At 65.1% G+C, this 26,181-nt stretch carries 20 protein-coding genes; 9 read left to right on the forward strand and 11 right to left on the reverse strand.

What is annotated here, in order from left to right; genetic code table 11:
• Window positions 1-10: 10 nt before the first annotated feature.
• The 5 genes from rlmB to udk all read left to right on the forward strand — a co-directional run bounded on the left by rlmB (window position 11) and on the right by udk (window position 3,588).
• Window positions 11-754 (forward strand): 23S rRNA (guanosine(2251)-2'-O)-methyltransferase RlmB, encoded by a 744-nt coding sequence (gene rlmB / locus ACQ4WS_RS06985; protein WP_034756912.1) that lies wholly within the window; start codon window positions 11-13, stop codon window positions 752-754.
• A gap of 142 nt (window positions 755-896) precedes the next feature.
• On the forward strand, window positions 897-1,646 hold the full coding sequence (gene cysE / locus ACQ4WS_RS06990) for a serine O-acetyltransferase (protein WP_436474864.1): 750 nt from the start codon (window positions 897-899) through the stop codon (window positions 1,644-1,646).
• A 10-nt stretch (window positions 1,647-1,656) separates the two neighbouring features.
• Window positions 1,657-2,367 carry a YceH family protein gene (locus ACQ4WS_RS06995; protein WP_436474866.1) on the forward strand — a complete coding sequence of 237 codons (711 nt, stop codon included), beginning with the start codon at window positions 1,657-1,659 and terminating at the stop codon, window positions 2,365-2,367.
• 13 nt (window positions 2,368-2,380) lie between these two features.
• Complete coding sequence (locus tag ACQ4WS_RS07000; protein WP_436474868.1) at window positions 2,381-2,884, forward strand: DUF2199 domain-containing protein; 504 nt, start codon at window positions 2,381-2,383, stop codon at window positions 2,882-2,884.
• 59 nt (window positions 2,885-2,943) lie between these two features.
• On the forward strand, window positions 2,944-3,588 hold the full coding sequence (gene udk / locus ACQ4WS_RS07005) for a uridine kinase (protein WP_436474870.1): 645 nt from the start codon (window positions 2,944-2,946) through the stop codon (window positions 3,586-3,588).
• A gap of 28 nt (window positions 3,589-3,616) precedes the next feature.
• Here the strand turns inward: udk and ACQ4WS_RS07010 are convergent, their stop codons facing one another.
• The 11 genes from ACQ4WS_RS07010 to ACQ4WS_RS07060 all read right to left on the reverse strand — a co-directional run bounded on the left by ACQ4WS_RS07010 (window position 3,617) and on the right by ACQ4WS_RS07060 (window position 21,094).
• Window positions 3,617-4,786, reverse strand: a complete 1,170-nt coding sequence (locus ACQ4WS_RS07010; protein ID WP_436474871.1) for an HlyD family type I secretion periplasmic adaptor subunit — start codon at window positions 4,784-4,786, stop codon at window positions 3,617-3,619.
• Window positions 4,783-6,921 carry an ATP-binding cassette domain-containing protein gene (locus ACQ4WS_RS07015; protein ID WP_436474873.1) on the reverse strand — a complete coding sequence of 713 codons (2,139 nt, stop codon included), beginning with the start codon at window positions 6,919-6,921 and terminating at the stop codon, window positions 4,783-4,785. The genes ACQ4WS_RS07010 and ACQ4WS_RS07015 overlap by 4 nt, the downstream gene beginning before the upstream one ends.
• A gap of 37 nt (window positions 6,922-6,958) precedes the next feature.
• Window positions 6,959-8,227 carry a TolC family protein gene (locus tag ACQ4WS_RS07020; protein WP_436474875.1) on the reverse strand — a complete coding sequence of 423 codons (1,269 nt, stop codon included), beginning with the start codon at window positions 8,225-8,227 and terminating at the stop codon, window positions 6,959-6,961.
• Between the two features lie 134 nt (window positions 8,228-8,361).
• Entirely contained in the window at window positions 8,362-15,507 is a 7,146-nt protein-coding gene (locus tag ACQ4WS_RS07025; protein WP_436474877.1) for a hypothetical protein, read from the reverse strand.
• A 773-nt stretch (window positions 15,508-16,280) separates the two neighbouring features.
• Window positions 16,281-17,282: a hypothetical protein gene (locus ACQ4WS_RS07030; RefSeq protein WP_436474879.1), complete on the reverse strand. Its 1,002-nt coding sequence runs from the start codon at window positions 17,280-17,282 to the stop codon at window positions 16,281-16,283.
• Complete coding sequence (locus ACQ4WS_RS07035; RefSeq protein ID WP_436474881.1) at window positions 17,279-18,151, reverse strand: ABC transporter ATP-binding protein; 873 nt, start codon at window positions 18,149-18,151, stop codon at window positions 17,279-17,281. Before ACQ4WS_RS07035 ends, ACQ4WS_RS07030 begins: the two co-directional genes overlap by 4 nt.
• Window positions 18,148-18,528 carry a GntR family transcriptional regulator gene (locus tag ACQ4WS_RS07040; protein ID WP_436474883.1) on the reverse strand — a complete coding sequence of 127 codons (381 nt, stop codon included), beginning with the start codon at window positions 18,526-18,528 and terminating at the stop codon, window positions 18,148-18,150. The genes ACQ4WS_RS07035 and ACQ4WS_RS07040 overlap by 4 nt, the downstream gene beginning before the upstream one ends.
• 130 nt (window positions 18,529-18,658) lie before the next feature.
• Window positions 18,659-18,988, reverse strand: coding sequence for a DUF72 domain-containing protein (locus ACQ4WS_RS07045; RefSeq protein WP_436474884.1), 330 nt, complete (start codon window positions 18,986-18,988; stop codon window positions 18,659-18,661).
• A 69-nt stretch (window positions 18,989-19,057) separates the two neighbouring features.
• Window positions 19,058-19,813, reverse strand: a complete 756-nt coding sequence (locus ACQ4WS_RS07050) for a UDP-2,3-diacylglucosamine diphosphatase (RefSeq protein ID WP_436474886.1) — start codon at window positions 19,811-19,813, stop codon at window positions 19,058-19,060.
• An 86-nt stretch (window positions 19,814-19,899) separates the two neighbouring features.
• Window positions 19,900-20,391 carry a peptidylprolyl isomerase gene (locus ACQ4WS_RS07055; RefSeq protein ID WP_099380648.1) on the reverse strand — a complete coding sequence of 164 codons (492 nt, stop codon included), beginning with the start codon at window positions 20,389-20,391 and terminating at the stop codon, window positions 19,900-19,902.
• A gap of 73 nt (window positions 20,392-20,464) precedes the next feature.
• Window positions 20,465-21,094, reverse strand: coding sequence for a peptidylprolyl isomerase (locus tag ACQ4WS_RS07060; protein WP_436474889.1), 630 nt, complete (start codon window positions 21,092-21,094; stop codon window positions 20,465-20,467).
• A gap of 279 nt (window positions 21,095-21,373) precedes the next feature.
• Between ACQ4WS_RS07060 and cysS the strand changes: the two genes are divergently transcribed.
• From cysS to tilS, 4 genes are all read left to right on the forward strand, one after another.
• Window positions 21,374-22,771, forward strand: coding sequence for a cysteine--tRNA ligase (cysS, locus tag ACQ4WS_RS07065; RefSeq protein ID WP_436474891.1), 1,398 nt, complete (start codon window positions 21,374-21,376; stop codon window positions 22,769-22,771).
• Window positions 22,771-23,490 carry a DNA-3-methyladenine glycosylase family protein gene (locus ACQ4WS_RS07070; protein WP_436474931.1) on the forward strand — a complete coding sequence of 240 codons (720 nt, stop codon included), beginning with the start codon at window positions 22,771-22,773 and terminating at the stop codon, window positions 23,488-23,490. The genes cysS and ACQ4WS_RS07070 overlap by 1 nt, the downstream gene beginning before the upstream one ends.
• Before the next feature lie 54 nt (window positions 23,491-23,544).
• A complete protein-coding gene (locus ACQ4WS_RS07075) occupies window positions 23,545-24,519 on the forward strand; it encodes an acetyl-CoA carboxylase carboxyltransferase subunit alpha (protein WP_034784047.1) in 975 nt (324 codons plus the stop codon).
• A 153-nt stretch (window positions 24,520-24,672) separates the two neighbouring features.
• Window positions 24,673-26,091, forward strand: a complete 1,419-nt coding sequence (gene tilS / locus ACQ4WS_RS07080) for a tRNA lysidine(34) synthetase TilS (protein WP_436474893.1) — start codon at window positions 24,673-24,675, stop codon at window positions 26,089-26,091.
• Window positions 26,092-26,181 lie beyond the last annotated feature (90 nt).

A 26,181-nucleotide genomic window follows, 5' to 3' on the forward strand; every position in this document is an offset into this window, starting at 1 on the left:
ACGATAACACATGAAGAATAAAATGATTTTCGGCTTCCACGCCGTCACCTCGCGTTTGCGTCATGAAGCGTCGTCCGTGGAAGAAATTTTCGTCGATGCCAGCCGCGTTGATGGCCGCATGAAGGACATGATCGCCGCCGCCAAAGCGGCCAACGTGCGCGTCATGCCCGTCGACTCGTCGCGTCTGGACAAGATCGTCGGCACGCGCCGCCACCAGGGCGTGATCGCGTTTGCGTCGCAACTGTCGCTGGCGCGCAATCTCGATGAGCTGCTGGACGCCATCGACGGTCCGCCACTGCTGCTGATTCTCGATGGCATCACCGACCCGCACAACCTGGGCGCCTGCCTGCGCGTGGCCGACGGCGTCGGCGCACATGCCGTCATCGTGCCGAAAGACCGCGCCGTGGGCTTGAATGCCACGGCCGCCAAGGTCGCCAGCGGCGCCGCCGAAACCGTTCCGTACATCACCGTGACGAACCTGGCGCGCACCATGCGTGAACTCAAGGAACGCGGCATCTGGCTGATCGGCACTTCGGACGACGGCGAAAAAGGCTTGTACGAAGCCGATTTCACGGGCCCGACGGCCCTCGTCATGGGTTCCGAAGGCGAAGGCATGCGCCGTTTGACGCGCGACACCTGCGATATCCTCGTCAGCATCCCGATGTTCGGCTCCGTCGAGAGTCTGAACGTGTCCGTGGCATCGGGCGTGTGTCTCTACGAAGCCCGCCGCCAGCGGATTGCTTTAGAAGCTTAAGAACGTCCTGAACGTTTTGTAGTGCTTCCAAAAATCAGCCGCCGCCCTTGAGGCGGCGGTTGTTTATCTGCCTCTCCGGCAGCACGCCGCCGAATACGCTACCATTTGCGTCTTGTCTCTTACCTATTCAGAAATCCGTCTAATGTTCCACCACCTGCGCGAAGATATCAACAGCATCATTGAACGTGACCCCGCCGCCCGCAATGGCTGGGAGGTGCTGACCTGTTATCCGGGCTTGCACGCGATTGTCATGCATGGCTGGGCAAACTGGTGCTGGACGCGGCACATGAAGTGGGTGGGGCGCTTCATTTCATATATCGCCCGCATCATCACGGGCATCGAGATCCATCCGGGCGCGGTCATCGGCCGGCGCGTCTTCATCGACCATGGCTTCGGCGTGGTGATCGGCGAGACAGCCATCGTCGGCGACGATTGCACCATTTACCAGGGCGTGACTCTGGGCGGCACCTCGCTGCATAGCGGCAGCAAACGCCATCCGACCCTGGAGCGCGGCGTCATTGTCGGCGCCGGCGCCCAGGTGCTGGGCAGCTTCACGGTGGGCGAGTACGCCAAGGTGGGCTCGAACGCCGTGGTGCTCAAACCCGTGCCATCGGGCGCCACGGCTGTCGGCAATCCCGCACACATCGTGCAAAAGGATGTCAGCGCCCTGCGCGAGGGCAGCACGGCCCACCTGTTCGCCGCGTATGGCGTGACGCCCAATGGCGACGACCCGCTGTCGAAAGCCCTGCAAGGCTTGATCACGCATGCCGTGGCGCAGGAACAGCGCATCGAAACCATCCTCGTCACCCTGAAGGCGGCGGGCATCTGCTGCCAGGCTGTGCCTGAATGTGATAAATTCGATTCCGAGCAAATGAACAAGCTGGTTGACTAAGGATACAGGCATGACTACAGACGTAAACATCGCTGAAAACGCAGCAGAAAAAAGTAGCGACAATCCGAATCTGCTCGACCCCTTCGAGATCCGCGTGCTGGCCGTGCTGGCCGAAAAGGAAGCGCTGACGCCGGACAGCTACCCGCTCTCCCTGAATGCCCTGACCAACGGCTGCAATCAATTGTCCAGCCGCGACCCCGTCATGGCCCTCTCCGAAGAAACCGTCTACGACGTGCTGCAGCGTTTGATGCAACGCAAGTTCGTCAACGGCATTACGCAGGCCGGCGCACGGGTCGCCAAGTACGAACACCGCATGCGCATCAAGTGGTCGCTGGAGCAAGATAAACTGGCCATCCTGACGATATTGATGCTGCGCGGCTTGCAGACGGCGGGCGAAATCCGCAGCCGCAGTGGCCGCGTGCATGAATTCAAGTCGGTGGCGGAAGTGGAATCCGGCCTGCAGTTCCTGATCGACAAATACCCGCCGCTGGTGGCCAAGCTGGCTGTCGCCCCCGGCGCCAAGGAGCCGCGCTACGGCCACTTGCTGGGCGGCGAAGCAGCGCTGGCGCAGATCGAGACGGCCGCCGGTTTTGCGGGCGCCGTCAGCGCGCCGCAGCAGGGCAGCCGGGTGGCCCAGCTGGAACAGGAAGTGCTGCAATTGCGCAGCGACTTCGATGGCCTGGCGGCGCAGTTCGAGGCATTCCGCAAACAGTTCGAATAACGTCACTGCACGCATGACGTTTTCCTTCCTGTGCCGCTCCTGCGGCGAGACCCACACGGGCATGCCCAGCTTTGGCGCCAATGCGCCGTGGCTGTATGAGCAGATGGCGCCCGCCGAGCGCGAAGCGCGCTGCCAACTCGACAGCGACGCCTGCATCGTCGACGAAGCGCACTGCTTCGTGCGCGCCACCATCGACATCCCCGTGCATGGCTCGGAAGAGCCGTTCAGCTGGGGCGTGTGGGTGTCGCTGAGCGGCGAGAGCTTCGACGCCTGGGACGCCTGCTTCAATGACGCGCAGCGGGCGCACATCGGCCCCTTCTTCGGCTGGCTCAGCACACAGCTGCCCGTGTACCCGGATACCCTGAACCTGAAAACCCGCGTCCATCTGCGCGACGATGGCGTGCGCCCGTGCATCGAGCTGGAGCCGACGGGGCATCCGCTGGCCATCGAACAGCGCGACGGCATCACGGCAGAGCGGGTGGCCGAGCTGTATGCGCGGCTGGTGCATGGCGCGTGACAGGCCCGGCTTTGCAGCCGCTCCCTGTCAGTCCGGCCGCGTTTCCGGTATCATTCGGCATGAATAATATTTCCTTCCAACCGTTTGTTATTGGTGTCGCTGGCGGAAGCGGCAGTGGCAAGTCCACCGTATCCCAACAAGTGCTGGCGTCGTTTGGCGCCGACATGGTCTCGGTCGTGATGCAGGACGACTACTACTGCGACCAAACCCATCTCTCCCCTGAAGTCCGGCGCCAGCAGAATTATGACCATCCGCAGGCGTTCGAGTGGCCATTGCTGGTGCAGCACATCCAGGCCTTGCGCAATGGTGTCGCGATCGACATGCCCGAGTACGACTTCACGCTGCACAACCGCTCCAACAGGACCATTCCCGTCAAGCCGGCGCCGGTGATCGTGATCGAAGGCCTGTTTGCCTTGTATGACGAAGACTTGCGCAACATGATGTCGCTGAAGATCTTTGTCGATACGGCCTCCGACGTGCGCTTCATCCGCCGCATGCAACGCGATATCACCGAACGTGGGCGTTCGGTGGAAAGCGTCATCGAGCAGTATCTGGAAACCGTACGCCCGATGCACAAGCAATTCATCGAGCCCACCAAGCGCAACGCCGATGTCATTTTGCCGCATGGCGCCAATGGCCCCGCGGTCGACATGATTACGGCCAAGGTGGCCAGCGTCATTGGTCAATTGAAATCGGCCGGCTGAAGCCTGCTGGCTGAAACAGCCCGCTGCGTCAGCGCTCCCCCATCGACTCCGAGAGCGTCTTGCTGATCGGTTTCGTCAGATAGCGCAAGACAGTTTTGCGTCCCGTGTTGATTTCCACGGTGGCCGTCATGCCGGGCTGGATCAAGATCGGCTCGCCATTCTTGCCCATCAGCTTGCGCCCGCTGGTCTTGATTTGCACGCGGTAGTACGGCTGCTCGTTGCCCTTGTTGTCTTCACTTAAAGTGTCCGCGCTGATGTAGCTGACGGTGCCGCGCAGGCGCCCGTAGATGCCGTAGTCGTAGGCGTCCAGTTTCACTGCCGTGGGCAGGCCGGGCTTGATGAAGGCGATGTCGGCCGGCTTGACTTTCGCCTCGATGATCAGGTCGTCGTCGGTGGGCACGATTTGCAGGATTTCCTCGCCCGGCTTGGCCACGCCGCCCAGGGTGGTGAGGCGCACATTGCGCACGATGCCGTCGGTTGGCGCGTAAATGTCCGTCGAGCCCAGCTGCTCCTTGCGCTGCGTCACCGTCTGCAGCACGCCGGCCAGGTCTTCCTGGGCTTTCACCAGGTCCGTCTGGCTGTCTTGCAGGTATTTGTTGCGCCGGTTGGTGATCTGCGCCTGGATGTCGACCACCTGGCGCCGCAGTTTCAGCACCTCGGCGCGGCTGACATCGCCCGTTTCCAGCAGCGGCAGATTCATTTCCAGCTCTTCCTTGATCAGCTTCATGGCGCTGTCCAGCGAACTCACTTCCGCTTGCACGGCGCCTTGGCGCTTGCTGAACAGGGCCAGCTGGTTGGCGCGAAACTCGGGGAACGCCTGCAATTCGGCGGGGAACTTCGGCGCGCCGCCAAACACTTCCGCCTGCAGGCGCGCCACCGCCGCCTTCAGCCCGGCCGCCTTGGCCGTGCTTTCCAGGTAGCTTGTCTCGGCCCGTGTGCGGTCGAAGCGCGCCAGCAATTCGCCCTTTTTCACCACGCTGCCTTCATGCACGCGCAGCTCGGCCAGCACGCCGCCATCGGCTACCTGGATGATCTGGTTGCGCGAACTGGCGATCACCTGGCCGTTGGCGCGCGTGACCTGGTCCAGCTCCGCCCACGAAGCCCAGGCGATGACACCCGCCAGCGCTAGCGTGCAGCTCCAGATCAGCAGCCGGCCCCGTTTCGCTTCCTCTTTCGCTTCGACCCTGGCGAGCTTCATGCCACGGCCCCTTGCGCCACTGGCGCAGCTGCGGCTACCGGCGTGGGCACCGCCTGCGGCTTGCCCGACAGTTTGGCCAGCACGGCATCGCGCGGGCCGTCGAGCAGCACGCGGCCCGTCTGCAGCACCACCAGGCGGTCGAGCAGGGGCAGCAGGGCGTTCTTGTGCGTCGTGGCGACTATGCTCACGCCTTCGGCCGCCAGTTCGCCCAATAGCCCGACGATGCGCGCTTCCGTCTTCGCATCCATGGCGCCCGTCGGTTCATCGAGCAGCCAGATGCGCGGCTTGGCCAGCAGCAGGCGCGTGACGGCGATCAACTGGCGCTGGCCGCCCGACACGCCGCGCCCGCCTTCGGTAATGCCCAGCGCCAGCCCCCGTGGCTGGCCCAGTATCAGCTCGATCAACCCTGTGCGTTTGGCCGCCGCGAGGATGGCTTCCTCGCCCGGGTCGGCCAGCCCCAATAACAGGTTGTCGCGCAGGGTGCCGCTGAACAGGCGCGTTTCCTGCGGCAGGTAGCCGATCATTTCGCGCACCACGGCCGGCGCCAGCAGGGCCATGTCGACGTCGCCCAGATATACCTTGCCTTCGGCCGGCTGGTACAGGCCCGAGGCCAGTTTCAGCAGGGTGCTCTTGCCCGAACCGATGGCGCCCACCAGGCCGACGCGCTCGCCGGGGCGGATGGCGAGATTTTCCACTTCCAGCGCCACCTTTTGCGCGCCGCCATACGTAAAGCGGATGCGTTCGAAGCGCAGTCCCGTATCGAGGCTGCGCGGCGTCAGCGCGAATTGCGCGTTGTCCGCTTCGTTGGGCAGGCTGATGACTTGCTCCAGGCCGTCGATCGAGGCGCGCGCATGCGCCCACTGCACCATCACGGCGGGCAGCTGCACGATGGGCATCAGCGCGCGGTTGCTGATGATGGTGCAGGCCATCAGGGCACCCATGGTCATCTGGTTTTCCGCCACGAACCACGCGCCCATGGAGATCAGCGCCACGTTGGTCAGCTGCTGGAAGGCGGCCGTGATGTTTTGCGACAGGGCCGCATAGTCGCGGATATTCTGCTCCGCGTGGCTGCTCTCGGCCACCAGTTCGGCCCAGCGCGCCTGCATCATCCATTCGGCGCTGCTGCCCTTGAGCGTTTCGACGCCATCGACGGCTTCCACCAGCAAGCCGGCCTTGCGGTTGCTGGCGTTGAGGTTCTTGCGCGTGTGATTGTCGATGGCGCGCTGGAACATCAGGCCGCACACGAGGGCCAGCGGCAGGGCCACCAGCGGCACGACGACCAGCCAACCGCCGATGATGGTGATCATGGCGAGAAAAATCACGGCGAAGGGCACGTCCGTCAGCACGAACAGGGACGTGGACGTGAGCACGCCGCGCACCATTTCAAAGCCTTTCACTTGCGCCGCCAGGGTGCCGACGGAAGCGGGGCGTGCCTCCATGCGGATGCCCAGCATGCGCTGGAAAAACCACTCGGACAATGCATGGTCGACGTCATTGCACGAGTGGTCGACGATGCGGCTGCGCACCTGCTTGAGGATGAATTCCAGGCCGATTGACAGGGCCACGCCCACCACCAGCACCCACAGGGTGCTGAAGCTCTGGTTCGGGATCACGCGGTCGTACACCTGCATGGAAAACAGCGAGGTGGCCATGGTCAGCAGGGTGACCAGCGCGGTGGCCAGCACGGCGTCGACAAACACGCTTTTCTTCAGCCACAGGGCATTGCGCACCAGGCCCAGGGCGCCGGGACGGGCGCCGCTTTTTTCGCTGCGGCGCGGCAGGCCCACGCAAGTCAGGCCGGCCAGTGTCGCCAGCTGCAAGGCGCGCCCATCGATGCCTTCGCCGCGCCAGGCGCCATCGGCGCCGCGCGACTGCAGCAGGCCCCAGCCCGTGCTGGCGCTGTAGACGGCGAACGGCAGCTCGCCCGGCGTCGGCTCGTGCAGCGGACGCGCCGCGCCTTCCAGCCCGGCCGCCTGCCAGAGGGTAGTCAGGAACACTGCGGGGGCGCCGCTGTCGTCGGCGTCATCGAGCTGGCGCTGCAAATCGGCCAGGCGCGCTCTGGCCACGTGCTGGCCCGTCAGGCGGGCGGCGCGCTCGATGAGTGTCAGCAAGCCATGTTTGATGGAGGTATCCACGCTGTCTCCTGTTGGCATCATGCCGGTGTCAATTCGGTCAATTCGGGCGTGCCAGGCCCGCCGGCGCCGTGCGCCCGGCCAGGGTGCCCGTTTGCGCTGCCAGGCGCAGGCTGGCGGCAATCGCCTGCGCGCGCGTGTCTTCCAGTGAAAACTGCGCCTGGGTCGCTTCGCGCACGGCGTTGAGCACGTCGTTCCAGCTCTTGCGGCCGATCACGTACTGGCGCGCATACGATTCGAATACCTGCGTCGAGGTGGTGCTGGCTTCGCCCGCGTTGCCCAGGCGCTGGCGGCTCGCTTCGGCCTCGTTCCAGTCCAGCGTGAAACGTTCGCGCACTTCGCGTTCAGCCACGTCGTGCGCGGCGCGCGCGCCTTCGCGCCGGGCCACGGCCGCATCCACGCCAGCCTTGGCCGACAGGCCGGCGCCCGGCTGCGCCTGCAGCACCAGCATGGCGCGCGTGCGATTGTCGGCATTGATGCCGCCCGTCGGCTTTTCCATGCGCAGCACCACCTTCGGCATGTAGGCCGAGCGCTGCAGGGTGATCTCGGAATCGGCCGCCTGCGCCTCGAAATCGAGGCGCTGCAGGGTGGGGGAGTAGGCGATTGCCTGGCGCATGACCCGTTCCAGGCTGGCGTCGGGCAGCGGTTCGCCCACGCCGATGCCCGTGGCGCTGACCAGGCGCACGGGCTTGCCGGCCAGTTGCGATAGTTGCGCCAGCGCGTTTTCCTGCGCCTGGCGCGCATTCGATACGTCGTTGGCCGCCTGATAGGCGCGCGATTCGGCCAGGCGCTGGTCTGTCTGCGAACTGACCGACTGCACCACGCGGCGCTTGATCATGTCCAGCAGGCGCTGGTGCTCGGCCAGCCCTCCCTCCGCCGAGCGCACGCGCGCCGTCTGGCGCAGCGCTTCCGTGTAGGCGGCGATCACGCGCAAGGAGAGGACCAGGCGTTCTTCCTCGATGGCGGCGCCGGCCGCATCGACCCGGCTGCCGGCCGCATCGATGCCGGCGTCGATGCGGCCGCCGCTCCACAGCGGCTGCTCGATGCGCACCACGCCGCCCGTTTCCTGCGAACCGGTGGGCACTTCTGCCGACAGGCTGGGAAAGCGCTGCCATTGCGCGCCATCGAGTTCGGCCCGCGCTGCTGCCTGCGCCGAGCGCTTGCCCTGCACGGCGGGATGGCTCTGCAGCGCTTGCTGCAAGACCTGGTCGAAGCTCCAGGCGGTGGCGCCCTGGGCGCCGGCGAAAGACGATACCGATGCCATGGACACGGCCGCCAGCAAGGCCGCGATGCGTGGCAGTGAAGACAATGCTGGGAAACCGCGTAATCTCATCCCGTATTTTTCCGGCACTAGGCCTGACGCATTTCAAGGTGTGGCGGGAGCGCGCTGCTTTGCGCTCCCGCTGCCGTGCCAGGCGCGGCGCCTGGCGTGGGTGCCCTGCCTCAGACGACGAAGTTGGCCGCCGTCAGTTGCGTGATGTTCACCCCGCTGAGCAGCACCAGTGCCGTGTCGATGGCGTTGGCGTTGCTCAGGTCACTCGAGTGATACACCGTCACGGCGCCGCTGTTTTGCGCATCGGCGATGACGATGTAGCCCTGGCCCGACAAGACGCTGCTGTCGGCCGCGATGGCGCTGGCCGCCGCGCCGATCGACACGGACGTGCCGTCGAAGATGAACAGGTTGTCGTTGCCAAAGTCCGTGCTCAGATTGACGCCCACGGCCACCGCTGCCGTCAGGTCGGCGATGGCGGACATGTCGATCACGTCGCCGCCGGCGGCCGGCAGGCCGGTGCTGAAGTCGGCCACCGTCAGCGGGTTGTGCAGGGCATTCTGGCTCAGCACGAAGAGCTGGCTCGCGTCCGTCAGGTCGGCCAGGGCCTGGGCCGCCGCCGCTGCCGCGGCATCGGCATTCGCCGCCACCGTCAGCGAACCCGCGTCCGTCAGGTCAGCCTGCACCTGCGCTTGCAGGGCGGCCGCCGCTGCGGCATCGGCGGCCAGGAGCAGGGCAGTGGCGTCCGTCAGGGCGGCCGTTTGCGCCGCTGCCAGCGCCGCCGCCGCCGCCGCATCGGCGGCCAGTGTCAGCGCCACGGCATCGGTCTGATCGGCTAGCGCTTGCGCGGCGGCGGCGTTGATGGCGTCCGCATTCGCCACGACGGCCAGGGCGCTGGCGTCGGTCTGCGCGGCGAGGGCGTTCGCTTGTGCCAGGGCGGCGTCGGCAGCCTGCGCGTCGGCATTGGCCTGGACCGCCGCCGCGTCGTCCGCCTGCGCCGCGTTGGCATTGGCATGCGCTTGCGCCGCTGCTGCCGCTGCGCTGGCGGCGACGGCATCGTCGGCTTGCGCCGCTTGCAGGGCCAGCAGGGAAGCGGCGGCCTGCGCCTGCGCCAGCGGCGCGGCCGCATCGGCGGCATGGGCGGCCAGCGCTGCCGCCGCCGCGTTGTTGGCATTGAGCGTGGCCGCCGCTGCCGCCGCATCATCGGCCTGTGCCGCCTGGGTGAGCGCCAGCGAAATGGCGGCAGTGGCCGCTGCCGCTGCGGCGGCATCGTCGTCGTTCTGTGCGGCGGTGGCCGCTGCCAGTGCGCTGGCCGCTGTTGCCGCCGTGCTGACGGCCAGGGCATCTGCGGCGATGGCGGCCGTGTGCGCGGCGGTCGCTGCGGCGGCATTCGCCGCTGCCTGATTGGCTGCCGTGTCGTCGGCCTGTGCCGCCTGGGCGGCGAGCAGTGAGGCTGCCGCTGCGGCGGCGCTGGCGCTGGCGGCGGCATCGGCGGCTGCCGCTGCCGTAGCAGCCGTTTGCGCCAGCGCCGCTGCTGCTGCGGCGTCTGCTGCGGCCTGGTCGTCGGCGACGGCGGCGTTGTGCGCTGCCTGGGCGTTGGCGGCGTTGGCCGCTGCCAGCGCGGCGGCCGCGTCGTCTGCCTGCGCCGCTTGCGTGGCTGCCAGGGTGATGGCCGCTGCAACGGCCGCTGCAGCTGCCGCCACATCGGCGTCATGCGCGTTTTGCGCCGCCAGCTGGGCGGCCGCTGCCGCTGCGGCGGTGGCGGCGACGTTGGCGTCGGCGGCCAGGGCTGCGTCCAGCGCCAGTTGCGCATTGGCGGCGGCCGTGGCTGCCGCCGCCGCGGTGGCGTCGTCGGCCTGGGCGTTGAGGGTGGCCGCCAGGGAAATGGCCGCTTGCGCCGCTGCCGCTGCCGCGGCGGCATCGGCGTTTTGCGCCGCGACCGCCGCCGCATGCGCGGCAGTTGCATTGGCGGCAGCGGTGGCCGCCGCCATATCGTCGGCCTGGGCCGCCGCCAGCGCCGCATGGGCCGCAGCCGCATTGGCATTGGCCTGGGCCGCGGCGTCGGCCGCACCCCGGGCGGCGAGGAGGAGGTTCAGTTTCAGCGTCCTGTCATTGTCGGCGTCCGTGGCGTAGGTATCGGCCGTCACGGCTGCGTTCAGGTTGGCGATGGCCGCGTTGAGCGCGGCATGCGCGTTGAGGGCTGCCGTGTCGGCCAGTTGCGCCGCCAGCGTGGCGGCCGCCGAGAGGGCGGCCGTGTGCGCGGCATTGGCGGCGGCGTCGTCGGCGGCCAGCGCTGCGCTGGCCGCTGCCAGTGCATTGTTGGCTGCCGTTGCGAGCGCGGCCAGCCCTGCATCGGCCAGCAGCGCGGCATCGGCGATGAGCTGGGCCGCTGCCGCCGCTGCCGCCGTGCTGGCCGCGGTGGCGTCGTCGGCCAGGGCGGCATTGGTGGCGGCGAGCGAGGCGCTGGCCGTCAATATTGCCGCGTTGAGTGTGGTCGTGGCCGCACTCAGGGCTGCCTGGGCGTTGGCCGCCGCCGTGACTGCAGTGGCGGCGAGGCTGTCGTCGTTCAGGGCCTGGTTCAGGGCGGCCAGCGCGTTCGCTGCCGCCGTCGCGGTCGTGCCGACGGCCAGGTCGGCGGCCTGCGCGGCCTGGGTGGCTGCCAGCGAGATGGATGCCGTGAGGGCGGCGGAGGCAGCGGCGATATCGTCCGCTTGCGCATGCTGCGTGGCGGCGGCCGAGATGGCGGCCAGGGCGGCGGCGGCGGCGGCGGCCGTGTCGGCGGCGGTAGCGGCAACGGCGGCGGCCGTGGCGTTGGTGGAGTTCAGCACAGCCGCAGCGGCTGCCGCATCGTCGGCCAGGGCCGCATTCAGCGAAGCGAGCGCGTTGGCGGCGATGGTGGCGGCGCTGGCGGCGGCATTGTCGGCCAGTTGCGCCGCTTGCGCGGCCGCTTGCGAAACGTTGGCGACAGTGGCGGCCGTGGCAGCGGCCAGATCGGCGGCGATGGCGCCGGCAGTGGCCGCGCTCGCCGTTACGGCGGCAGCGGCCGTGGCGGCCGCATTCGCGTCCGCTTGCAGGGCCGCATTCAGGGCGGCCAGGGCATTGGCCGCCGTCGCTGCCGTCGCGGCGGCGGCGGTATCGGCGGCCTGCGCCGCCTGGGCCGCTGCCAGCGAGGTGGCAGCCACGCCGGCGGCGGTGACCGCCAGCGTGTCGTCCAGCGCCGCCGCCGTGGCTGCCGCCTGGGACGTCAGGGCCAGGGTGGCGGCGACAGTGGCGGCATTGTCTGCCGCCAGCGCATTATTCAGGGCGGTCAGGGATGCTGCGGCTGTGGCCGCTGTCGAAGCGGCAGCTGCATCATCGGCCTGCGCCGATTGCGCGGCGGCGAGCGACAAGGATGCCGTGGTGGCGGCGAGGGTGGCTGCCAGTGCTGCCGCCAGGTCGAGTGGATGGGCAGTCGAATAGGCCGCCAGGGCGGTGGCATTGGCGGCATCGTTGTTGGCGACGGTGGTCAGGGCGGCGGCATCCGTCAAGGCGGCCTTGGTGGCTGCCACGGTGGCGGCTGTGACGTCGAGCGTGTGGGCGGTGCCCAGCAGGACGGCATCGGTGAGGCCGGCGACGGTGGCGGCGGCCGTGGCGGCGGTGGCATTGACGGTCGCGACCAGGCCCAGGGCGACGGCATCCGTCAGGTTGGCCGTCGTTTGTGCGGCGGTGGCGGCGGCCGTATCGACGGTGGCCGTCAAGCCCAGGGCCACGGCGTCGGTCAGGGCGGCCGTGGCCGCTGCCGTATTGGCGGCGACCGTGGCGGCTGTCGAGGCGGTGCCCAGTGCCACGGCATCGGTCAGGCTGGCAACGGCGGCAGCGGTGCTGGCGGCCGTGTTGGCGACCGTCGAGACGAGGCCCAGTGCCACCGCGTCGGTCAGGTTGGCCGTCGTTTGCAGGGCGGCAGCGGCAGCCGCGTCGGCCGTGGCGACCAGGCCCAATGCCGTGGCGTCGGTCAGCGCGGCGGTGGCGGCAGCCGTATTGGCGGCGGTGCTGGCCGCTGTCGAGAGCGTGCCCAGGGCCACCGCATCGGTCAGGTTGGCAACATTCGTCGCCGTATTGGCGGCAGCAGCGGCGGCCGTGGCGAGCAGTCCCAGGCCGGCGGCGTCCGTCAGGTTGGCCGTTGCCTGCAGGGTGGCGGCCACGCTGGCATCGGCGGTCGAGATCAAGCCCAGCGCCGTGGCATCCGTCAGCGCGGCCAGGTTGGCGGCGGAGGTGGCGACCAGCGCATCGGCGTTCGAGATGAGGCTCAGCGCGACGGCGTCCGTCTGGCCTGCGGTAGTGACGGCCAGGGCTGCGGCCGCGTCGGCTGCGGAAGAGAGCAGGCCCAGGGCCACGGCATCGGTCTGGCTGGCAAGCAATTGTGCCGTGGTCAGCGCGTTTTGCGCCAGCGTATTGGCGGCCGTCAAGGTGGCGACAGCCGTCTGGGCGGCAAGTTCAGCGGCAGCGTCGGCAGTGGAGACCATGCCCAGCGTGCCGGCATCGGTCAGCAGGGCCGTGGCGGCGGCCGTCGCGGCGGCGGCCTGTGCTGCGGCAGCCGCGCTGACGGCCGTGATGTCGATCCCGCCCATCCCTGCCGCTATTTCCGCCGCCGAGACGGCAGCTGCCGCAGCGGCGATGAGCGCATCGGCATCGGTCGCGGCGGCGATGGCTTGCAAGCCGGTGGCCGTCAGCGCATCGGCGTTGGAGATGCCGGCCAGGATGGTGGCATCGAACAGGGCGGCAGTGATATCGGCATTATCGGCACCGAGCTGCAAGGAATTGACGGTGGCCGTCAGGTCGATGACGCTGGTCTGGCCGGCCGTGACGTTGGCGGCCAGGGCGGCGAGGTTGGCCAGATTGAAAGCATTCAGGGCAACATTGACGTCCAGCAGGGACGCTTGCGCATTGGCGGCGGCCGCATCGGCATCGGCCTGGTCGGCCGCTTGCTGCAGGGCGACGACATCGGTCTGGTCGGCCACTGTCTGCGCATTGGCGGCATCGCTGGCGGCGGCCGCGTCGGCAGCGGCGAGGGCGGCGGCATCCGTCTGGTTGGCCGTCGTTTGCGCTGCCAGCGCGGTGGCGGCATCGGCGTCGGAAATCGCTTGCAGGGCGGCCGCGTCCGTCAATGCCGCTTGCGCGGCGGCGCCGGCAGCCGTACTGGCTGCCGCATCGGCCGTGATTTGCAGGGCCGCCGCGTCGCTCAGGCTGGCCGTGACGACGGCATTCGCCGCCACGGTGGCGGCAAGGGCTGCTGCGGCGTCAAGCGCTGCCGCATCGCTATTGGCTGCCAATGCTGCGGCAGCCGCCGCGGCGGCGTCGGCATCGGAAATCAGGGCCAGCGCCGCCGCATCCGTCAGGCCGGCCTGGAGTTGTGCTGCGTCCGATGCCAGGGTGGCGGCATTGGCGATCAAGCCCAGGGTGGGCGCGTCCGTCATGTTCGCTTGCGTCTGCGCATTGGCGGCGTTCGTGGCGGCGGCAGCGGCGGCGGCTTGCAGCGCGACAGCGTCAGTAGCGTTGGCGATCGAGGCGTCCCAGGCGGCAACGCCGGCAGCGGCGTCCGCTGCCATGCTCAAGGCGACGGCATCGGTCAAGCCCGCTTGCGTGCCCGCCGCAGTGGCCGCATTGGCGGCAGCGGTGGCGGCGATACCGAGTGCTGCGGCGTCGCTGGCATTGGCGGCGGCTGCCGCATTCGCTGCCGCGGTGGCGGCCGCGTTCGAGGCGGCGGCCAGGGCGGCGGCATCGGTGGCTGCGGCCACGCTGGCGGCAGCTGCTGCTGCGGCGGCATCCGCATCGGAGATGAGTGTCAGGGCGGCAGCATCGGTCAGGCTGGCCTGGATGCCGGCCGCGACGGCGGCATTGGCGGCAGCGGTGGCCGCCAGATCCAGCGCGGCGGCGTCCGTGGCATTGGCCAAGGCCGTGGCGGCGGCGGCAGCGGCGGCATCATTGGCCGAGATGGCGGCCAGCACTGCCGCATCGGTCAGCGCCGCCTGGGTGTTGGCTGCATTGGCGACGACATCAGCCGCATCGGCGATGGCTTGCAATGCCGGAGCGTTGCTCTGGTCCGCTTGCGTTTGCGCCGCATCGGCCGCGGCGTGCGCGGCGGCGGCGTTGGCGGCGGCCGTGACGGCAGCCGCATCGGCATTTTGCGCCGACGTGACGGCGGCCTGGGAGATGGCAGCGGCAGCGGCAGCGGCGGCGGCCGCGTTGTCGTCATTCGTGGCGGCGCCAGCGGCCGCTTGCGCGCCGGGGACGACCGCCGCCGTGCTGACCGCCAGTGCATCGTCGCTGGTGGCGCTATTGGCAGCGAGCAAGGCTGCCGCCGCTGCAGCGGCGGCCTGTGCCGCCAGTTGGTCGGCCAGGATGGCCGCATTCGCCGCTGCCAGTGAAGCTGCTGCCGTGGCTGCTGCCGCAGCGGCGCTGGCGTCATCGGCCAGGGCGTTGTTGGCGGCGGCGACAGCTGCGGCGGCGGCCAGCACGGCCGCATCGGTGACGACGGTGGTGGTGGATTGATTCCCCGTGCCACCCTGGCCGCCGGTCGAGCCACCCGTACCGCCGGTGCCGCCCGTACCACCAGTGCCTGTACCGCCAGTGCCGCCAGTTCCCGTGCCGCCCGTGCCTGTACCGCCCGTGCCGGTACCACCGGTGCCCGTACCACCCGTGCCCGTACCGCCCGTGCCGGTGCCGCCAGTTCCCGTGCCACCGGTGCCCGTCCCCCCCGTGCCGGCGCCTCCTGTCCCCGTGCCACCCGTACCGCCACCGCCAGCTGCGGCGCCGCCTCCTCCGCCACCGCCGGCTGCTGCCGCAACCAGCCCAAGGCCGCCGAGCGCGCCCAGCACGCCAAGTCCGCCCAGCCCGCCTGTGGCGCCGGCACCCGCACCCGCACCGGCCGATGCCCCTGCGACATCGACGACGCTGCCGCTGGGGATGCCGGCGGCGCCAGCACCCGCGCCAGCGGCACCACCGTTGTTATCGCTTGGTGGCGTGCCGGAATCGGCGCCGCCGTTGCCAGCCTGGCCTGCGGCCGCGCCACTGCCACCGGCTGCCAAGGCTGCTGCCGCAGCCACTGCGGCCGCCGTGCCCAGGGCGGCGGCACTGCCGTTCTCGGCGCTTCCCGTGACTTCCACGACATTTTCAGGCGGCATGGTCGCGCTGGCATCAGTGCCTTTGATCAGTTCGTCTTCGTCATACTGCTTGCGGGCGCCGTCTTTTGGATTGACGGCTTTTTTCGCCGGCGTCGCGAGCTTGACGGCAGCGCCTTCGGCATTGACGGGAACCTGGGCTGGATTTGGGGTGGTGGCCATTTGAAAGTCTCCGGAAAGGTTATGTACTGGTTCAATTTTCTAAGATAATAAAAAATCAATAATCTGCTTCGCTTCCTTGCTTGCTTGCTTGCTTGCTTGCTCCGGCGAGGCTTGGGCCTTGGCTGAACTCTGGTGTTTCCGATGTTGATGGTAGCAAGTAAAACATAACTTGGAAAAAAACGCTGGGGCAAAAGTTCGCTACTTCGGTAATATTTAAAATATCATTTTCATATTCATTCTATGTCTTGCCGCTTTCCTGTATTTTGTTGCGCCGGCAACTGGCTTGTCCGGCGTAACGTACTGGAAAAGCGCAGCTTGTGCACGTGGAATACACAGGCTACCACTCTGAGGACAGTTTCAATTTTGAAATTTCCAATTACATTTCGATCACTTTCAATGACACTATTCTGTCTGGCGTTATGCAAAGCAATTCTCACGAATGATCACGGAATTGGTTTTTTTTTGCTGAGTTTGCTTACGTGTTACCGTATTTCTGCAACTTTTATTCAAAAAACCATCTTGCTATCGAATTGCTAGTTGTTGTTTTTTGATTGCCGATTATCAAATGTGATTAGCAATAAAACACGATAGAAATAATCATTTGTATTTTCATATCGCATTAATGCTATCGAATGAATAGCGTTGATGTGGCGAGCGGGGATTTTCATAATAACTATCAATAAAATAGTTATTATTTTCGAGGCTGACTTGGGGTGAAAATGACAAACGCCCCGGCGGGCGGGGCGTTTTTACGGCGATGCGATGCTGCGCTGTCAGCCTTCCTCGCGCCAGCTGCGCACACGGATGGCGGCGTAAATCAGCGCCGCGCCTGCCGCTGCGCCCAGCCAGACGGCTGGCAATGCCAGGCTGGACCAGGAATTGCTGAACACATCGATGCGCGTCATGTGCGATCCGCCCCCTGCCAGGGCGTGCATGCGTGGCAGCAGTTCCGGTTCGAACAGATACCAGCTGCCGGGAAGAGTGCCCAGCAGGGCGCGTCCGATGACATTCATCTGTATCCAGCTGACATCGCTTTCCGTTTGCGTCAGCTTGCCAGCCCAGACTGTCAGGATGAGCAGCAGCAGCGGCACGCCGACGGCCCACAGGAAGACTTTCGACTTGGCCCAACTCGATACCATCAGCAGCCAGCCCACCGTTGGCAAGGCCCACAGGCAGTACACGGGCAGCAAGCCAAACACGCGCAGCGGTCCCAGGTACAGGCCGGAAGAGCCGAGCAATTCGGCAAACACGTGGATGCCGTTGGCCGCCAGCACGCCGCTCAGGATCAGGATCAGGGCCAGCGAAGTCAGGCTGGCGGCAGCGGCCACGATCAGCGGCGCGACCAGCAGGGCGATGGCCGCTTTCGACAGCACCGTCTGCGCATCCGAGATGGGCAGCGATTTCCAGAACAGCACGCTGCGGTCGCGGCGGTCGTCATGCAGGGCGCTCAGGCAATAGAAAAACACCAGGAAGCCCAGTGCCAGGAACAGCGGCGCGGCCGCGTACGTATAGTTGTTGGCGACGGCGTCGATGATTTCCGTACGGCGCGGGCCAAAGGTGCGCGTATTGAAGATGGTGCTCCAGAAAATTTCCTCGCCATTGACGATGAGCGCCGTGTGCATTTTGCTCCTTGCGACGGTCGCGGCCGCCATCAGGGCGCCCAGCACCGTCATGACGACGCCGATCAGGGCCGGCGTCCAGACCAGCATGCCTTTGTGTTCCCACAATTCACGCCGGATCAGCCATTGCATCTTGTTTGCAGGGGAAATACTCATTGGTACGATCCTTTCATGGTCGCGACAAACAGGTCAGCCAGGCTGGGCGTGCGTACTTCGCCGAGGGCAGCCAGCTGGGTGCGGGCGACGCCGTCGAACAGCATCACCGACTTGCCGAACACGCTGCGTTCGCTGATCGGCTGCAGGGCGCGCGCCGGATTGACGTGCTGCGGACCCACCATCACCTCGCTATAGCGCTCGCCCACCTCTTCCATGCTCGACGCCAGCACGATCTTGCCGTCGCGAATGAACATCAGGTCGCTGAGGATGTGTTCCACTTCCTCGATCTGGTGCGTGGTGATGACGATGGTCTTGTTTTCATCGAAATAGTCTTCCAGCAGGTTCTGGTAAAACTGTTTGCGGTACAGGATGTCCAGGCCCAGGGTGGGCTCATCGAGCACCAGCAGCTTGGCGTCGATGGCCATCACCAGTGCCAGGTGCAGCTGCACCACCATGCCTTTCGACATGGCCTTGACCTTCATCTTCGGTGACAGTTTGGTATGGGCCAGGTAGCGTTCGGCCTTGCTGCGGTCGAACCGTGTATGCACGCCGGCAACGAAATCGATGGCGTCGGCCACGCGCAGCCAGCCCGGCAGGATGGCCACGTCGGCGATGAAGCACACGTCGTCCATCAGCGCGTCGCGCTGCACGCGGGGATCGCGGCCCAGTACCGACAACTCGCCATCGAAGCCCGTCAGGCCCAGGATGGCTTTCAGGGTGGTGGTCTTGCCGGAACCGTTAGGGCCGATCAAGCCGACGATGCGCCCTGGTGCGATATCGAAGCTGATGCCGGCTATGGCCACCTGCTTGCCATACTGTTTGCGCAGTCCGCGCGCGCTGATGACGCTGTCCTTGTTGAATGCATTCATGCGTTCTCTCCGTGTGCGCCGCCATCGCGGCTCGCCAGTAGCAGTTGATCGAGGTCCAGGCCCAGGCGGGTGATATGTTCCAGCAAGGCTGGCCATTCCTCGCGCAGGAAGCGCTCGCGTTCACTGGCCAGCAATTTGTCGCGGGCGCCTTCCAAGACATACATGCCGAGTCCTCTGCGTTTTTCCACCAGGGCATCGTCGACCAGTTCCTGGTAGGCGCGCGAAACCGTGATGGGATTCAATTGATAATCGGCCGCCACCTGGCGCACCGAAGGCAAGGCGTCGCCGGACTGCAGCACGCCATCGAGCATCATGCCCACCACCCTGGCCTTGAGCTGGCGGTAGATGGGGCTATTGTCGTTCCATTCCGCGCTCATGGGATGCGCTCCGACAAGGGCGGGGCGGCGCGGCGCGGAAAAAGTGCTGTAGGCATCGGAGCTCCGTGATATGGTTAAATGGTGTTGTAGTTAACTATAACACTAAGTCTCAAAAATTCAATACCTATTTTCAGGCCAGCTGCACTAGCACCCAGCCCAGTTTATTCTCCCACTGCATGACTGCTCCCGCAAAACGCTCCAGTTCGGCCGCACAGTCGCGCAAACGCCGTTCGTGTGTGATGCAGCGCGGCAATTTCACGCTGAAGCGGAAGTGCTCGGGCACGCTGGCGGCCCAGCGCGCATACGTGGTGGGCTGGTGCGGGCGGTAGAAGGAGCGGTTGATTTCCACGCAGGGCAAGACACTGGCATAGCGCTGCAGATGGCTGCCATCAAGGGGGAAGTGGCTGGCGGCGGCGCTGGAAAGGCGCCAGCCGGCCGTGCCGATGTAAGCAGTATGCATGGCGCCATGACAGCGCAGGTTGTTCTATGGCGCGAGCGGCCTAAACCCCGTGGCGGAGTCAGCTTTCGTCTAGTCGATGATATCGCCGTGCAAGTCATGGCGCGTGATGTTGCCGCGCGCATCGATGGCGATCCAGCCACCGCGCGGCTGTTGTGGCGGCGTCACGTCGCATTCCCAGTCGGGCAAGACATAGCGCAAGGTATCGTCGACTTCATGCAGGGCGGGGCGGTGCGTGTGGCCGTGAATCATGACGGTGCTGGCGTGTTCGGCAAATACTTGCGCCACGGCATCGGGCGTGACATCCATGATCTCCATGGATTTTTCGCCATTGTGCGCGCGGCTGCTCTGACGCAAGCCGTCGATGATGGCCTTGCGCTGCGCCAGCGGCATGGAGAGGAACTGTTTTTGCCAGGCAGGCTGGCGCACCATGGCGCGAAACTCCATATAGCTGACGTCTTTCGTGCATTCGGCATCGCCATGCAGCAAGACGATGCGCTGGCCGGCAATGTTCGCCACATGCGGTTCGCTGAGCAGGGTAGCGCCGGCGGCGGCGGCAAAGCCGGAGCCGACGAGAAAGTCGCGGTTGCCGGCGATCCAGTATACGTGTACGCCAGCATCGCTGACGGCGCGGATGGCGGCCGTCATGCGCGCATTGAACGGGTCTTCCAGGTCATCGTCGCCGGCCCAGTATTCGAACAGGTCGCCTAATAGATACAGCGCTTGCGCATATTGCGCATGGTGTTCCAGGAAAGAAAGAAACGCCGCGCTGGTGCGCGGGTGCGAGCGCTGCAGATGCAGGTCGGAAATAAAGAGTGCGGCAGGCATTGTCATCGTTCAACGCTCCCAAAAAGTGATGTGCATGGAGAGGCGAAAACGCTGCAATGCCTGTTATTCATGATGCTGAAGCCTGATTACGCGGCTTCTACCTTCTCGATGACGACGTCCGTCACTGGCACGTCGGCGAACATGCCGGCGCGCGAGGTTTTCACGGCGCGGATGGCGTCGACGACTTCCTTGCCTTCGGTGACTTTGCCGAACACGGCGTAGCCCCAGCCGTCCTGGCCTGGATAGTCGAGGAAGCTGTTGTTCTTGATGTTGATGAAGAATTGGGCCGATGCCGAATGCGGATCCGACGTGCGGGCCATGGCCAGCGTGTAGGTATCGTTTTTCAAGCCGTTCTTGGCTTCGTTTTCCACGGTGGTGTCGGCTGGCTTTTGTTTCATGCCTGGCTCGAAACCGCCGCCCTGGATCATGAAGCCGTCGATGACGCGGTGGAAAATCGTGTTGTCGTAGTGACCGGCTTTCATGTAGGCCAGGAAGTTGGCAACCGTTTTCGGCGCTTTCTCGGCGTCCAGTTCAGCGGTGATCTTGCCCAGATTGGTGGTGATGATGACGGAGGTCATGATGATCCTTAATAAATTGGATGAATAATTGATTCAGCGGCGCCAGCCAGGCCGGCGCCGCAAAAACGCTATTTTACAGTTTTGCGGGCGCTGTCTTGAGTAAAGTCGCCGATTCGATCACCACGGGGGTGACCGGCACGTTCTGGTGCGGACCCTTGTCGGCTACCGGCACGGCCTTGATCTTGTCGACCACGTCCATGCCGCTGACGACTTTGCCGAACACCGTGTAGCCGAAGCCGTCGCGGCCCGGGTAGTCGAGCGCGCCATTGTCGCCCACGTTGATGAAAAATTGCGCGGTGGCCGAATGCGGGTCGCCCGTGCGCGCCATGGCGATGCTGTAGGTGACGTTCTGCAAGCCGTTTTGTGCTTCATTCTTGATCGGCGCCTTGGTGGCTTTCTGTTTCATGTTCTTGTCGAAGCCGCCGCCCTGTATCATGAAGCCGTCGATGACGCGGTGAAACACGGTGCCCTTGTAGTAGCCGCTGTTGACGTACTGCAGGAAATTGGCCACGCTTTTCGGCGCTTTTTCCTGGTCCAGTTCCAGCACGATCTCGCCCATGCTGGTTTTCAGGGCCACGTGCGGCGTGGGGGCGAGGGCGGTCGCCGGAGTGGCTGCCACGACGGCGCTGCCCAGTGTCAGGCCGGCAAACAGGGTGCAAAAGCGGGCCAGAAAAGACAGGCGTTTCGATTTGATTTCTTGCATGTTGGCGTCCTTGATCGTTATTTTTCTTTAAAATTGCTTTAATGCTAAAAGAAGTGAGTTTCGGTTGAACTTCGTAAAAACCTGATCCATATCGGGCCAGTATGGTTTTTATCAATGTTATACTTGACCGCTAACGCCCTAATTCTAACAAACAAGAACAACAATATAGCGGGTCGACCAGTCTTCGGCGCACACGGCAGTTCTGTGGCGCGGCACCCCCGGTGTCCGCGCCTTTCTGCCGTTTTGCCAGGCTGGCGGCCGCTCCACTTGCAAAGCACGATGAGCAATCTACAGATTTACAACACCCTGGCTCGCGAAAAGCAGGTATTCGTCCCGATGGAAGCTGGCAAGGTACGCATGTACGTCTGCGGCATGACCATCTACGATTATTGCCATATTGGCCATGCGCGCATGATGATGGCGTTCGACGTCATCTACCGCTGGCTGAAAGCCTCCGGTTTCGACGTCACCTACGTGCGCAACATTACGGACATCGACGACAAGATCATCCGCCGCGCAGTGGAAAACGGCGAGACGATTTCCCAGCTGACTTCGCGTTTCACCCGGTACATGGATGAAGACACGGCCGCGCTGGGCATCCTGACGCCCGATCATACGCCGCGCGCCACCGAATACGTGCCGCAGATGCTGCGCCTGATCGAGCAGCTGGAAGCGAAAGACCTGGCTTACCAGGGGGGCGATGGCGACGTCAATTACGCTGTGCGCAACTTCCCCCACTACGGCAAGCTGTCGGGCAAATCGCTCGACGACTTGCGCGCGGGCGAGCGCGTCGACGTGAACACGGGCAAGCGCGATCCGCTCGACTTCGTGCTGTGGAAGTCGGCTAAGGACTCGGAGCCGGAAGACGTCAAATGGGACTCGAAATGGGGCAAGGGTCGCCCGGGCTGGCATATCGAGTGCTCGGCCATGTCCTGCGCCTTGCTCGGTGAACAGTTCGACATCCATGGCGGCGGCGCGGACTTGCAATTCCCGCACCACGAAAACGAGATCGCCCAATCCGAAGGCGCGTTCGGCCATACCAGCGTGAATTATTGGATACATAACGGTTTCGTGCGCCTGGACAATGAAAAAATGTCCAAGTCGCTCGGCAACTTCTTCACCATCCGCGAAGTGCTGCAAAAGTTCGATGCCGAAGTGATCCGCTTCTTCATCCTGCGCGCGCACTACCGCAGCCCCCTGAATTACTCGGACGTGCATCTCGATGACGCCCGTTTGTCGCTGACGCGTTTGTACACGGCGCTGGCCGACGTGGCGGTGCAAGAGGGCGCCATCGACTGGAGCGAAGCGCATGCCGTGCGCGTGCGCGAAGCGATGGATGACGATTTCAACACGCCGCTGGCCGTAGCCGCCCTGTTCGACCTGGCGACGGAAGTCAACAAGAGCAAGTCGCCGGCCCTGGCGCGTCAATTGAAGGGCCTGGCGGGCGTGTTCGGCCTGCTGGAACGTACGCCGCAGCAATTCCTGCAAGCGACCGTCGGCGCCGCCGCCGGTGGCCAGGACGAGGTAGCTGGCATCGAAACGGCCATCGCGGCGCGCAGCGCGGCGAAAAAGGCGCGCGATTTTGCGCAGTCCGACAAGATCCGCGCCGAACTGTTGGCGGCGGGCATCATTCTCGAAGACAAGCCTGACGGCTCGACCAACTGGCGCCGCGCATGATGGCTACGTCCAGGGAAAACGGGGAAGCGCCCAAGGTGACGGACTTGGCGCAGGTGGTCCAGGTGCCGCATTACTGGGAAGAGGCGAAGATCGAGCTGATGAAGCGCGACCGCATCATGAAAAAGCTCATCCCGCAATTTGGCGACCTGCACCTGGTCGGCCATAGCGACCCGTTTACCACCCTGGCGCGTTCGCTGGTGGGGCAGCAGATCACGCCCAAGGCGGCGGATGCTGCCTGGAAAAAGCTGCTGGCCGCTTGCCCGAAATGCACGCCTACGCAAGTATTGAAGGCAGGCGCCGAGCAACTGTCCGCTTGCGGCTTGTCCAAACGCAAGACCGAATACATCCTCGACCTGGCCGACCATTTCAAGGCCAAGCGCGTGCACGCGAGCCAGTGGGACCAGATGGATGACGAGGCCGTCATCGCCGAACTGGTGCAGATCCGCGGCATTGGCCGCTGGACAGCCGAGATGTTTTTGATATTTAATCTGCTCAGGCCGAATGTCTTGCCGCTCGACGACCCCGGTTTGATCCAGGGCATCAGCGTCAATTACTTCTCCGGCGAACCAGTTTCTCGCAGCGATGCGCGCGAGGTTTCCGCCAATTGGGAACCGTGGCGCACCGTGGCGACGTGGTATCTGTGGCGCAGTCTCGACCCTGCAGCCGCCCCTGCCGCAACCGATGCAGCCCCCGGCGCAGCAGCCGGTACGGTAAAATAAACATAGATGACGCCGCGCGCCCTGGCGCCGTGGCCGGTAAAACCTGGAGGTACAATGACTAAAACGACTTTCCTCAATTTTGAACAGCCGATCGCGGAACTCGATTCCAAGATCGAAGAGTTGCGCTTCGTGCAAGACGATTCGGCCGTCGATATCTCGGAAGAGATCGACCGCCTGGCCAAGAAGAGCCAGCAGCTGACCAAGGATATCTACGCCAAGCTGACGCCTTGGCAAGTGGCGCAGATCGCGCGCCACCCGCAGCGCCCCTACACGATGGATTACGTGAATGAAATCTTTACTGATTTCCACGAATTGCATGGCGACCGCAGCTACGCGGACGATTTGTCCGTCGTGGGCGGCCTGGCCCGCTTCAACGGCCAGCCGTGCATGGTCATCGGCCACCAGAAGGGGCGCGACACGAAAGAGCGCGCCATGCGCAATTTCGGCATGCCGAAGCCGGAAGGCTACCGCAAGGCCATGCGCCTGATGAAAGTGGCTGAAAAGTTCAACTTGCCCATCTTCACCTTCGTCGACACGCCCGGCGCCTTCCCCGGCATCGACGCGGAAGAGCGCGGCCAGTCGGAAGCCATCGGCCATAACCTGTACGTGATGGCCGAGCTGAAAGTGCCGCTGATCGCCACCATCATCGGTGAAGGCGGTTCCGGCGGCGCGCTGGCCATCGCCGTGGGCGACGCCGTGCTGATGCTGCAATATTCGACCTATGCCGTGATTTCGCCGGAAGGCTGCGCCTCGATCCTGTGGAAGAGCGCCGAGCGCGCCTCCGACGCGGCTGAAGCGCTGGGTCTGACTGCCCACCGCCTGAAAGCCATGGGCCTGATCGACAAGATCATCAACGAACCGCTGGGCGGCGCCCACCGTGATCCGAAGCAGATGGCGACCTTGCTCAAGCGCGCACTGGCCGACACCCTGCGCCAGTTCCAGGGCATGAAAACCAAGGACTTGCTGGCCGCGCGCCACGAGAAGTTGCTGAGCTACGGTAAGTTCAAGGAAACCACGCCGAGCGAGTAATTTATTTAAACCCAACGGCAGAGTCTGGGGTCAGACCCTCAGGGTCTGACCCCGGCTTTTTAAGGTCTTGGGTTAAAACAACACCAGGGACAGTCCGCTAAACGACACCATCCGTTTAGCCGCCTGTCCCTCTTTGCATTCCCGGAGTCCTGATTGAAAAAGCAACAAACCGCCACCGTGCCCGACATCTTCGCCCGCGCGCTGGAAACCTGCGGACCGCAAGCCGGCGAGACGATCGGCATCGCCTTGAGCGGCGGCCTCGATTCCTCGGCCCTGCTGCACCTGGCGCATGCCTGGGCGCAAGAGCAGGGAGTGTGTCTTTACGCCTTCCACGTGCACCACGGCCTGAGCCCGAATGCGGACGCCTGGCTGGCGCACTGCGAGCAGTTGTGTGTCGGCATGGGCATCGCCTTCGAGGCACGCAAGGTCAGCTTGGAAAAGAATGCGAAGACGGGTACAGAAGAGGCTGCCCGCAAGCGCCGTTACGCGGCCCTGGGCGAGCTGTGCGCCACGCACGGCGTGCGTCTGCTGCTGACGGCTCACCACCAGGATGACCAGGCTGAAACGGTGCTGCTGCAATTGCTGCGCGGCTCCGGCACGGCGGGCCTGTCCGGCATGGATGGCGCCAACAGCGCCCCCGAGCTGCTGGGCAATCCGGACCTGGTGATGGCGCGCCCGCTGCTGCCCGTGTCGCGCAAACAGCTCGAAGCGTATGTGGCGCAACATGCGATCGCGCACATCCACGATGAATCGAACGATGATCCCCGTTTCGCCCGCAATGCCTTGCGGCACCAGGTGATGCCCGTGCTGGCGCAGGCCTTTCCCGGTTTCCAGGAACGTTTCGCCCGCAGTGCCCAGCATGCCCAGTCGGCGCAGCGCCTGCTGACGGAACTGGCGACGCAGGATCTGGCAAACTGTCTGGACGGCGATTGCCTCGAGCTGGCGAAATTGCGCGAGCTGAGCGCGGACCGCTGCTATAACCTGCTGCGCCACTGGTTCGGCACGCGCGGCTTGCGCATGCCATCGACGGCATGGCTGGCGGAAATGCTGGCGCAGCTGCTGGAAGCGCGGCCCGATGCGCAACTGCTGGTCACGCATCCCGAATGCCACGTGCGGCGCCACCGCGACCGGCTGTACCTGACGCCGAAGCTGAATGACCTGGCCGGCATGCGCGACAAGAGCGATGCGGGCATTCCCGGCCTGGAAAAAGCCAGCCAGCAATTTACCTGGCAAGGTGAAGCGAGCCTGGCCTTTCCCGCGTATGGCGGCGTGCTGCATTTCGATGCGGTGGAAGAGGGCGGCCAGGGCATCGATATTGCCTGGTTGCAAGCACAGACCTTGACCATCGACTTCCGCCAGGGCGGCGAGCGCCTGAAGCTGGCCTTGAACCGTCCCACCAAGAGCTTGAAATACCATTATCAGGCGTTTGACGTGCCCGCCTGGGAGCGCGAACGCCTGCCCCTTGTCTGTGCGGCGCAACAATTGCTGTATGCGGCCGGTATTGGCCTCGATTGCCATTGCCTGAGTCTGCTGGATCGTCCCCGCGTCGCCTTGCGTTGGGTCTCCTGCTGAGCCTAAGGGCAGCCGCCACGGCCACTCTCGGGGTTGCCGCCAAGTGCCTGCCCATGCGCTCCCGACTGCATGGATTGGTTATTTCCATAT

This window comes from Janthinobacterium leeuwenhoeki, from assembly GCF_051380795.1.
Lineage (GTDB): Bacteria > Pseudomonadota > Gammaproteobacteria > Burkholderiales > Burkholderiaceae_D > Janthinobacterium.